Origin of the sequence: Veillonella sp. CHU110 (genome assembly GCF_003992255.1) — a bacterium.
GTDB lineage: Bacteria > Bacillota > Negativicutes > Veillonellales > Veillonellaceae > F0422.
Map to the genome: position 1 here is coordinate 1 of NZ_RQVA01000025.1, position 11,694 is coordinate 11,694.

11 protein-coding genes are annotated in these 11,694 nt (G+C 39.3%); 3 read left to right on the forward strand and 8 right to left on the reverse strand.

Features of this window, described 5'->3' with window-relative positions; genetic code table 11:
• Positions 1-875: 875 nt before the first annotated feature.
• The 4 genes from EO122_RS07925 to EO122_RS07940 form a co-directional block, all read right to left on the reverse strand.
• Positions 876-1,901 (reverse strand): glycosyltransferase family 4 protein, encoded by a 1,026-nt coding sequence (locus EO122_RS07925; RefSeq protein WP_127010118.1) that lies wholly within the window; start codon positions 1,899-1,901, stop codon positions 876-878.
• A gap of 134 nt (positions 1,902-2,035) precedes the next feature.
• Positions 2,036-3,760, reverse strand: coding sequence for a phosphoglucomutase (locus tag EO122_RS07930; protein ID WP_127010119.1), 1,725 nt, complete (start codon positions 3,758-3,760; stop codon positions 2,036-2,038).
• A 1-nt stretch (position 3,761) separates the two neighbouring features.
• On the reverse strand, positions 3,762-4,754 hold the full coding sequence (locus tag EO122_RS07935) for a YitT family protein (protein ID WP_127010120.1): 993 nt from the start codon (positions 4,752-4,754) through the stop codon (positions 3,762-3,764).
• A 142-nt stretch (positions 4,755-4,896) separates the two neighbouring features.
• Complete coding sequence (locus EO122_RS07940) at positions 4,897-5,271, reverse strand: RidA family protein (RefSeq protein WP_126937182.1); 375 nt, start codon at positions 5,269-5,271, stop codon at positions 4,897-4,899.
• 127 nt (positions 5,272-5,398) lie between these two features.
• On the opposite strand from EO122_RS07940, the gene EO122_RS07945 reads away from it, so the two are divergent.
• Positions 5,399-5,902 carry a methylated-DNA--[protein]-cysteine S-methyltransferase gene (locus EO122_RS07945; RefSeq protein WP_127010121.1) on the forward strand — a complete coding sequence of 168 codons (504 nt, stop codon included), beginning with the start codon at positions 5,399-5,401 and terminating at the stop codon, positions 5,900-5,902.
• A gap of 2 nt (positions 5,903-5,904) precedes the next feature.
• Here EO122_RS07945 and EO122_RS07950 read toward each other — a convergent pair whose 3' ends face one another.
• From EO122_RS07950 to EO122_RS07960, 3 genes are read right to left on the reverse strand one after another with little or no spacing between them, the layout of a single operon-like run.
• Entirely contained in the window at positions 5,905-6,798 is an 894-nt protein-coding gene (locus tag EO122_RS07950; RefSeq protein WP_127010122.1) for a hypothetical protein, read from the reverse strand.
• A 4-nt stretch (positions 6,799-6,802) separates the two neighbouring features.
• Positions 6,803-7,615, reverse strand: coding sequence for a hypothetical protein (locus EO122_RS07955; RefSeq protein ID WP_127010123.1), 813 nt, complete (start codon positions 7,613-7,615; stop codon positions 6,803-6,805).
• Between the two features lie 12 nt (positions 7,616-7,627).
• Positions 7,628-9,085, reverse strand: coding sequence for a nicotinate phosphoribosyltransferase (locus EO122_RS07960; protein ID WP_127010124.1), 1,458 nt, complete (start codon positions 9,083-9,085; stop codon positions 7,628-7,630).
• 200 nt (positions 9,086-9,285) lie between these two features.
• Between EO122_RS07960 and menA the strand changes: the two genes are divergently transcribed.
• On the forward strand, positions 9,286-10,191 hold the full coding sequence (menA, locus tag EO122_RS07965; RefSeq protein WP_127010125.1) for a 1,4-dihydroxy-2-naphthoate octaprenyltransferase: 906 nt from the start codon (positions 9,286-9,288) through the stop codon (positions 10,189-10,191).
• Positions 10,192-10,540: 349 nt separating this feature from the next.
• On the forward strand, positions 10,541-11,362 hold the full coding sequence (locus EO122_RS07970; protein WP_127010126.1) for a MetQ/NlpA family ABC transporter substrate-binding protein: 822 nt from the start codon (positions 10,541-10,543) through the stop codon (positions 11,360-11,362).
• Between the two features lie 95 nt (positions 11,363-11,457).
• Here EO122_RS07970 and EO122_RS08265 read toward each other — a convergent pair.
• Positions 11,458-11,694, reverse strand: a 237-nt coding sequence (locus EO122_RS08265; RefSeq protein WP_206168524.1) for a hypothetical protein, incomplete at its 5' end; no start/stop codon positions are given.

Consider the following 11,694-nt stretch of genomic DNA (forward strand, 5'->3'; position numbering starts at 1 on the left):
ATAAAATAGAATCGATATTTATTGAAATTATACTCTTGGCTATACTAATTGTCAATAATATTCTGGTTTATAAAACTTCTTTATGAAAGAAAGAGAATATTATCATAAAATAGATCCTAATTATTCCTAAAAAACATAATATACCTCATATATAGGAAAGTGCTATAATAAAAATTTATCTGCTAATAAATTACTACGTGTTAATTATCCTTATAAATTCACTCTATCAATAAATTATTTTTTCTAACTATTCTAATCTCAACACATTATAAATAAAGTACACTAGCTTTCTTTTAGCACTAAATCTATCTTAAAGCGTCAAAAAGTTTGAAATAAACTTAACATGTTAAGTCTATTTCATCTCTCTTCAGTTTATCTTTTCATCATTTTGTCATCAATTGAAAGTCACTGAAATTAAGTTTCACTCCTATAATGAGTATGCAAAGCAAGAACACTAGGCTCTACAATATGTATCGAATAGCATATAGCGTTTATTTTTTTACTAAATAGTCCTGAACAAACCTTCCTCTAAGAGAGGCGTTCGGTGTAAAACGCCTTGCTGTTGTCACCTATGGCGTTTCTTACTGCTTACATCACATACTACAAGAAGAGCACGGCATATTCCGGAGCAAACCTTCTTCTAAGAGAGGAATTCGAGGTAAGAACGCCATAGGCTCTACAATATGTGTCGAACAGCATATAGCGTTTGTTTTTACCAAGTATCATATAACACGAAAGACAGCGACATATTCCTGAACAAACCTAGCGAAGGCATCAGTTTGAGAAGGAATATGTCGCTGTCTTATTTTAATCCATATGCAAAACGCTATATGCTTCACAGAAACTACTGTATAACCTACGGCGTTCTTACAACGTTATTTGCGATCGACCTCGTTGTCTTTCGCAATTATTCCAATTCGTGTGGCCGTCCATACGCAAGCACATAGTATGAGCACCACTAATAATAATCCAATTGTAAAGTTAGCTTTTGCTGCCACGATGGACACACATCCCAATACAGCCGTGATAGCATACATCAATAACACAGCTTGTTTTTGAGTTAACCCCATAGCCAATAAGCGATGGTGTAAATGTCCTTTATCTGGCTGGAATACTGGTCTACCATTAATTCGACGACGTACAATCGCAAATAAAGTATCTAAAATTGGCAAGCCCAACACAATAACAGGCACTACCAATCCGACAGTAGCCGCTGTTTTTACGCTACCCATCACGGAGATCGCCGCCATGGTATACCCCAATAGCATACTTCCCGTATCGCCCATAAAAATTTTAGCTGGGTTAAAGTTATAACGCAAGAACCCACAAGCAGCACCCGCTAAGGCAAGGGTAATGCAAGCTAAATCGACTTGTCCCATTTGCAAGGTCACAATACAGATGGCAATGCAGGCAATCAAAGAAATTCCTGCCGCCAATCCATCTAAACCATCAATCAAATTGACAATATTCGTAAATCCCACAATCCAAAATACTGTAAGTGGTATAGAAAGATATTCTAAGTACAGCATGTGATCTCCAATGCTGATAAAGTGGATTGCATTATCAAAGATAGGCAACATCAAGGCTGCCACAATCTGCCCCAGCAACTTAGTTTTTGGTCCAATTTGTTTCACATCATCCCAAATACCCACTGCTACTAGAATCACAGAACCTATGATCAACCCTTTCACAGAAGAAATATCTTTCACACTATATAGTAAAGATACCATATAACCAATATAAATGGCCAATCCACCTAGGCGTGGAATCGATACTTGGTGTACCTTTCTAGCATCAGGCGCATCAATAGCACCTATTTTTACAGCTAACGTTCGCACCAACGGCGTACATATATAGGTCACAATCAATGCAATGACAAAGGCCCAAACATATACTGTCATTCCATCACCTCCATTTCCTAACTGTTATATCCATCAATAATAACCATACAGAATCGTATGTAATACTTCCAATTATCATCTACATGGTCAATTATATCAGTTCTATCCATGACATACAAGAAAAAGACTGCTAGTTATGCCTTTGTTTCTACTAAACTTTCAATCAGCGCTTTCCCATCTTTCATGATGTCTGCCAATCCCTCTTCTCCAGCATAGGATTCAGCGTACATTTTATACAGATTTTCTGTTCCTGATGGACGTGCTACAAACCAACCGGTTTCTGTCACTACTTTGACCCCATCAATAGGTTGATTCCCATAGAGAGACGTTGTCCGTACATCAACAATTGGACTACCACCTAACTCTGAAAGGGTTACATCCGATGCTTTCATACCTTTTAAAGCACTTTTAATCTCAGGTGTGCATGGCATATCAATGCGATGGAACGTAGGCGTACCCCATTGAGCCGTCATAGCATGATACAACTGCGCTGGTGTTTTACCTGTAGTAGCCACCATTTCAATAGCTAATAGAGCTAAAATGATACCGTCTTTATCGGTAGTCCATACGGTTCCATCCATTTGCAAGAAAGAGGCCCCTGCACTTTCTTCTGCGCCCAATCCAATCGTGCCATCGAATAATAATGGTGCAAAATATTTAAACCCTACAGGCACTTCATAGACCGGATGATTTGTATCTTTACAGTACGCATCCATCAATCCAGTCACAACGGCTGTTTTACCAATGCCTTTACCCTCCCAAGAACGGGTTTCATTCAAATACTTAGCAGCTACCACTAAATACTGATTAGGTGCCAATAAACCTTCTTCTGTGACAATCCCATGACGATCGTAATCTGGATCATTACCTACGGCAAGTACATGGTCTCCTAAGTTCTTTGCCACTTCTGCCATCGCATACGGCGAAGAACAATCCATTCGAATCGCTCCATCATGATCATAGGACATGAAACTAAATGTCGGATCATAGTCACTGTTAATAATGGTAAAGTTCAAACCATATGTTTTTGCAATGGCATGCCAATACGCACCACCACTGCCACCTAAAGCATTGATTAACACCTTAGGGTTCGCCTTTTGAATCGCTTCTATATTGATAATACGAGGTAGCTCTTGTACATAAGCCATGGTAAAGTCATAAGGTTCTAAATATTGTCCCGCTTCTTCTACCGTAATAGAGGACACCACTTCTACTGTTTCTTCTTCATGATGGCAACAACCACAATGTGCACTTTCATGAAGTCCCGTCAAATCATGGAAGGAGAACCGTTGAATGCTAGATAATCCTTTTTGTAAGTATTCATTGGCCAATGCTTCGATCCGTTTTGTTACTTCTGTGTCTGCCGGTCCACCATGAGGAGGATTATATTTAATGCCCCCATGTTCTGGAGGATTATGGGATGGTGTAATGATGATACCATCGGCCATATCTTCTGCATTGCCATGGGCATTATGGTGCAAAATCGCCCGGGACACACTTGGCGTCGGTACAAATCCACGATGCGCATCTACCCTGGTTGTGATGCGGTTACCTACTAATACTTCAATGGCTACTTGTAAAGCAGGTTGCGACAAAGCATGTGTATCCTGCCCAATATAACAAGGACCTGTGGCACCAAATTCATGGCGTACATCACATATGGCCTGCACAATGGCCGCTACATGCAATTCATTAAAGGTTGCCTTGGAGGCAATACCACGATGCCCAGAAGTACCGAAGGTCACTCGTTCTTCTATATGTGAGTAACTAGGAACAATACGGAAAAAGTCTTTCACAATTGTATCTACGTTAATAATATCTTCTCGTTTTACAGGTTGTCCTGCCAATGGATGTACCATATTAATGCCCCTCCTTATGCGTATCATCAGGTATTTCTTGTCGTGCTAATTGTACCTCATGAATTAACTGTTCTGCTTCTGCTTCCTTTACAGGGTCACAGGTTTGTAACACTCGCTCTACTGCACCTTTTGTAGATTTAGCAGAGAATCCTGTACCGATAACTTCTGCTGCATCGGTAATCACCATAAATGCCGTCGGATCTTCTGCCTCTACGGCTGCTTTCAATCGAGCCACTTGTAATAAGCTAACCACGACCATAATCACCTGTTTGGGTTGGTGTGTATAGGCACCTTCACCATTCAAAATAGTGGCGCCACGGCCAAGCTTTTCAATAATCAAATTACAAATTGTCACTGGTTTATAGGAGATAATAAACATCGCTTTCCGTTGGTTAAATCCAGAGATGACCTTATTCGTTACCATCGCAGATAAGTACGTACTAATCAATGTGGTTGCAGCCGCTTCGATGTTGATCACAATCGCCCCTGCTACTAAAATCATCATATTAATACCAAATAAGATGCTACCAATTTGCAATCCGAATCGATTGCGAATGATCAATGCAATCGGGTCAATTCCCCCTGTATTACCGCCACCACGATATACAATACCAAGGCCCAATCCAGAAAACAAACCACCCAAGATACCACCAATAATTGGGTTGTGGGTCAATTCCAAGGTGGACAATGGAGCCAATACATTGATGATGACAGACATAAAGAGAGTTCCAAAGAGAGTCACACCTAAATGCCAACGTCCTAACCATCTCCAGGCAGCATATAACACTGGAATATTTAGTAAAAAGTTGATGGCCCCTAAACTTAATACGCCTTGGGTAATATAATAGATAATCAAGCTTAACCCACTAATACCACCACTTAATAGTTGATGTGGCACAATGAAACCTTGTACCCCTGTACCAAACACAGTAGCGCCGATGGTAATATAAATTAATGTTCTAATTGTACTTAAATATTTTGGTTTATTGTCCATTACTTTCACCTACTCTACATCCCATACTAATACTAGTATTATACCATAGTATCGCACATAAAAGGGCTGCCACATTAAGAGTGAATCGTAATGTAACAGCCTTTCATAAATTCCTAATGTTCTGTGATATAATACAGTAATATTATTCTGCTAATGCAATTACTTCTACTTCTACCAAGAAATTAGCTGGCAAAGTTTTTACCGCTACGCAGCTACGAGCTGGCTTAGATGTAAAATACTCTGCATAGATGGCATTAAATTTAGCAAAGTCATCCATATCTGCTAAGAAACATGTTGTTTTTACAACTTTAGAAAAATCAGTACCTGCTTCTTTTAAAATAGCCTCAATATTCTTCATAGCTTGTAATGTTTGTGCTTCTACGCCGCCTTCTACTAAAGCGCCTTTTGCTGGATCAATACCACCTTGACCAGAAATAAACACAAATCCATTCGCTACATAGGCTTGAGAATATGGTCCTAATGCCGCTGGTGCTTGTTCAGTATATACTTGTTTCATGATTGTCCCCTTTCTGCATTGCAAGACATATATAATACACTCTAGTATAGCATGTTATACTATTCAGGTGCATATAGTTTCTATATATATTGTACTACATTCATTACCTCTATGAAAGGAATCTCCTATGTCTATTTTTTATACCACCTATGAAAGCCCTCTAGGATGTCTCACCTTGTATGCCACTGCATCAGCATTAGTGGGACTTACGTTTCCCACACAATCTATAACCTTTTCTGACCCTATATGCAAGGTGGAAAGTACTTACTCTCCCATTCTAACACACACCATACAATGGTTAGATCAATACTTCGCTGGACAAGTTCCAACGGTGACTATCCCCTTAGCACCACAAGGCACAGTATTTCAACAAAAGGTCTGGTCTCACTTACAACATATCCCCTACGGTGCCACTCTCACCTATGGGGAGCTCAGCCAACTGGTCTTTCACTCACCACGGCCAAAAGGGGCTCAAGCCATCGGATCAGCCGTAGGCGCCAATCCTATTTCTCTGATTATCCCTTGCCATCGTATCTTAGGCAAAGGAAGCTCCCTCACTGGTTATACGGGAGGACTCTCTATTAAACGGGCTTTGCTATCCATCGAGAATATCTCCTTCGTGGACAAGTAGGCTTACTTAATATGCTGTAACATCTCTAGGAAGTACGGCTTAAAGAATGTTCCTTCCACTTCACTAGTTCCCATTACAATCGTTGTTAAATACTCTGGCGTTCCCACTAATGCTATCCGCAAAAAGGCAGGGTATTGAACCCCTTTTATATCATAGGTCATAGTTCCCGCAGTTGTCATCGTGCCATATTTACTATTTGGTAACGTATGTAATGGCTCTAGATTCCGTAATCGTATTTTTGCTGGAATCTTATTCTGAGAATAATCAATATCTCTATCTTCTAGAATATTAACATGATATTCCTTTAAAAAGGCATTCGTGTCATTTGTAAACGCATCCATTTTCGCAGGTGAAAATCCCTCTTTTCCATATGATTCTAATGAACTCATCAGCAACTCTTTAGGCAGTGGAAATACAAGAACCCAAGCTGTATTTACACCATGCTGATCCGCACCTTGCAATTCATAGACATCCATATAACGGCCTAGCTTAAGTCCTTCTTTCATGTTCTGCATTCGTGCATAGTCCTTCACTTTACTAACGGTAGTACCCACTGTACCTAGGTTAACATACACATATCCTTTTCCTACCTGAGCTAACTTTGAAGAAGACAATTGTTTAACAGTAATCTCTGGTCCTATTGTCTGCCGCAAATCAATCAATGGATTCTGCTCTAGTAGTGCATCGAACTCTGCCACGATTTCGTCACCAGTTGGACGTTTTTTCTCGGCATCTAAGATAGTGCCTGAAGGAACTCCTACTTTCCCCTTTGGCATTGACTTAGTACTAGCTATTGCACTATAGGTAGTATCATGTACTTGCGCAGATACTTGTCCATAGCCCATCATAAGACTAGTCACTAAGGCAGCTAGTCCCATTTGCTTCCAAAATTTCATTTACTTATTCTCCCTTCACACCTAACAGACTTTTGATAACAGGATTCCAATAGGATCTCGATGTATCAGCTGTTGTGATCCATGTGATAGATACCCCATCTTGCCCATATCGACCTGCAAAACTAATATACGCTGGTAATACAAATCCATCTACATCCAATTGGACTCTACCATGCGTATACAATCCTGTATCTCCTTGTAGACGTACAGGTTTCATTATCTCTCCATCTAAAAATCTTACGTTAACAAGAGGTAGTACGGCTTTCACAATCTCAGTACTACTGAACTCTGGATTAGCACTTGTAATGAAGGGAACTAAATCTGCCCCATTTTTTTCTATACCTTTTCCATCCGTAACATTTACATCATAAAGACCTATATTTTGTACCTCTTTTACCGTTTTATTATATAATTCTTCTCCCATAGATTGTGGCGTAATCGTAGTTCCTTTATGTTTTATCTGCCACACTTCAGCCGCTTCCGCACCTGTTATATGAAAGTGTACAAGTTCTGCCGTATGTAAGCCTCGCTCATCGCGTCCATGCAACTGATATCGTTGACCACGTTGAACCACATCTCTAACAATTCCATCTAGCAACTTAGCCTCTTTTTCATCCATATGCCAATCATTAGAGATCGCCTTACTTACGGTATCTTCTGTTTTATAAACACCTGCAATTAAATCATCATAGCTAGCTATCGAAATATGACTAGGTAACTCTACACTTCCTTGACCATCTAATACAATCGATTCTGCACTTCCTGAAAGCATCGTACCAACTAATACCACACTAGCCATCACACATTTCCAATTCATAATAACTCCTTCCTAACTAGGTTCCCCTACTTTCTCCAATAATAATTCTGACTTCAATTGATGCAATTCTTCACTGATATTAACTTTCACCTCTGGCGCTCTTCGTAAACGAAGGAACTCAGGCCATAATAATTGAATTTGTGCTTCTCCGTAGGCTTTCACTTGTGATAAGGTAGGTACCTCATACACTAGTTCTCCCTCTACAAAGATAGGCACTAATAAGTCTTGTACTATAAATGTGTTTGCCTTGAGCAAGGTCTGTTTCCAAGGATATAATGGATTTTTAAACACATAGTCTTGCGTTGTATCTATGGTTTCATGATCTAAGCAAATTAAATCACCAATAAGCTTACCATTTCGTGCATTGATCAGGCGTAGAACTTTTTTCTTACCTGGGTTTGTTACCTTTTCAATATTATCTGAGAATTTCATAGCTGGAATGAACACATTTTCTTCCCATTGGCCAGCCAATTTATAGACTCCACCTAAGGCTGGTGATTCATCAGCAGTAATTAATTTAGTTCCTACGCCCCAAGAATTAATAGCTGCCCCCTGTTGTTTAAGGTCAGCAATTTTATATTCATCTAAATCATTGGTAGCAAAAATAATGGCCTCTTCGAATCCCTCAGCATCTAATAGTTTTCTAGCTTCAATCGACAAGTATGCCAAATCGCCACTATCTAATCGGATACCATAGAGCGATGGCATCGTACCCCCACGGCTATCACGAATTTCTTGGAACACTTGAATCGCAGCAGGAACACCTTTGTGTAATGTATTATACGTATCTACTAAGAATACCAAATTATCTGCATATTGCTCCGCATAGGCCCGGAAAGCATCGACTTCTGTAGGGAAACTCATGACCCAGCTATGAGCCATCGTTCCTACAGGACGCATGCCGTACAACGCCGCACTGTACACATCGCTAGTGCTATCAAAACCACCGATAAACGCAGCCCTAGCTCCTTGTACTGCAGCACTGGTACCTTGGGCTCTTCGCATACCAAATTCAGCGACTCCATCACGACCGATGACAGAACGAATACGACGTGCCTTCGTAGCAATCAAGGATTCATGGTTTAAAAACATAGACAACGCAGTTTCCATAAGAATAGCTTCATCCTTAGCCGCTTCTACACGAAGCAAGACTTCTCCTGGGAACACCACAGATCCTTCTGGTGCTGCATAAATCGTGCCTGTAAATCGGAATGTTCTTAAATACTCTAAAAATGGTTCTGTAAACACACCGGTAGTCCTCAAGTATGCAATATCTTCCTCGGAAAAATGTAATCCTTTCACATACTCAATCACTTGCTCTAATCCTGCGACTACTGTGTATGCACCTTGAAATGGATTCGTCCGATAAAATCGATCAAAGACACAACGTATACGATGTTTTTGTTGTATAAATAAACCTTGCATCATAGTTAATTGATACATGTCTGTTAATAATACTTGTGTAATCATGAATACCTCCTGTTATTATGGGTAGATACGAATGTTACATATTCATATAGTATCTATTATACCATGACTCACGGTGAATCATCACAGCCCCATATTGGTTTGTATGTCCACTTATGGTATGATAACTATATTATATACACATACCTACCTATATCACATCTATGACTCGTGATATATATTTCCTTAGGAAAGGATAGACTATGAATCTTTCTCAATTTTTCGCTTTAATTCGCCCACGCACACTGACAGCTGCTTTCAGTCCCGTTGTCTTAGATGCTGCCATGGGGGCTACGCAATTTGAAGCCACACAACCTCTTTGGTTGTCATTCCTATATACTGTAGGCATCCTCATCTGCGTACTCAGTGCACAAATTGCCGCTAACATATGGAACGAATACTTCGATTTTAAATCTGGTCTTGATCTCACACAAGCTGCTGGAAACAGTGGTTCTATTGTTCGTGACGGCATTTCTCCAATGGTCATCAAACGTTGGGGCTATATCACAACTATACTCCCACTCATCTTAGGTATAGCTCTCGCTAGTGCTATAACTTGGTGGTATATCCCTGTGGGTATGCTTTGCATTCTGACCAGTATCTTATACTCCGGTGGTCCTAAACCCATCTCTCGTACCCCTTTTGGTGAACTCGCCTCTGGCCTTGCCATGGGTTTTGCCATCGTGGGTATTACCCTCTTTGCTTGGACTCACACCTTGCACTGGACCTATCTCATCCCTGCAGTACCGTCCACAATCTTAATCGGTGCGATTATGATGACCAACAATTTACGAGATTTTACCAACGATGCTAACCACGGTCGTCGTACCTTAGTGATTCTCTTAGGCCGTGAAAGAGGCCTCCAACTGTTACGTGGGCTCTTCCTCATTAGCTCTCTATGGATAGTAGCATGGGCTATCTCTGGCATCATGCCTTGGACATCTCTATTGGCTCTGCTTTCTTTACTACCGGCCATGAAAGTCATCCATATCTTTAACACCTATGCGGATCCAGTTCGATTAAACGAGGCTATGAAATTTACTTCTATTTCTTGTACACTGTATCATTTCTTATGGGCCATAGGGTTGCTACTGAATGCAATCATGTAATAGAATTATTACTTTTTTATCACACAAGTTTATTTACTTACTATATAGAAATATATATAAAAATAGAGGAAAGTTGCTACTTTTTTGATCAACTTTCCTCTATTTTGTTAGAATCTATTTTGTTACAGCCCATTTTATATATCTTTTAGGCCCACCTAGTATATGCTATTACTATATTCAAACTTTCAACTACATATATAATTTCTTTGATATATTATAACCCACCCAACTAATAGTCTATAATTATAACAACTTAGACATATAACATATTTTACTTATAACGGAACTCTTGCTATACTAAGCAAGTAGAAATTCACTATGTAAGTACACAAAGAAAAGGAGATAACTTATGAAGAAATTATTTAGTTTAGCAGCAACAGCTGTATTAGGCGCTGCCTTGTTATTAGGTGGCTGTGGTTCCACTGGTACTGATTCCGCTAGTTCCAGCGCAGGTAAAACATTAAAAATTGGTGCTTCCCCAGTACCTCACGCTGAAATCTTAGAACAAGTAAAACCAATTCTTGCTAAAGAGGACATCAACTTAGAAATCGTTGAGTTCAGCGATTATGTACAACCAAACGTATCCTTGAACGATAAAGAACTTGATGCGAACTTCTTCGCTCACATTCCTTACCAAGAAAACTTCAACAAAGAAAAAGGTACTCACATTGCAACAGCAGGTGCTGTACACATCGAGCCAATGGGCATTTACTCTAAAAAAGTAAAAGACTTGAAAGATATCGAAGATGGCGCACAAGTAGCTATCCCATCTGATGCAACAAATGGTGGTCGTGCATTACTATTACTTTCCAAAGCTGGGTTAATCACATTGAACGATCCTAACAGCATCTCTGCTACAGTACAAGATATCAAAGACAACCCTAAAAACTTGAAATTCGTTGAATTAGAGGCTGCTCAATTACCTCGTACATTAGATGATTCCACAATCTCTGTAATCAATACAAACTTTGCATTAGGTGCTAACTTGAACCCAACAAAAGATGCATTGTTCTTAGAATCTAAAGATTCTCCATACGTAAACATCGTATCTGTTCGTGAAGGCGATGAAAAACGTGAAGATATCCAAAAATTGGTAAAAGCTTTACAAAGCCCAGAAATCAAAAAATTCATCGAAGACAAATACAAAGGTGCTATTCTTCCAGCATTCTAATGGAATCGCTTAGAATAGACTCCTCCAAATAAAAATAAACACTAACAACTATCATACATACTTAACTATACAGCAACAGAGGCAAGTTGATTCGTTCAACTTGCCTCTGTTGTTTTTATGTATAATACAACATAAATGTAATCCACTACATCAGCTTTCATAACCAATAATTGTATATATAAATATGCTAGAAAAGAATAACCTATACTAATATCCCAATATATAATAGATTTAAATACATATTCAAGATAGAAAAAGGCTCTATAATAAATGTTGGGGCTACTCATATAAGAGTAGTCGCCAACATTCTTTTTTTGCAATAAAATAGACAT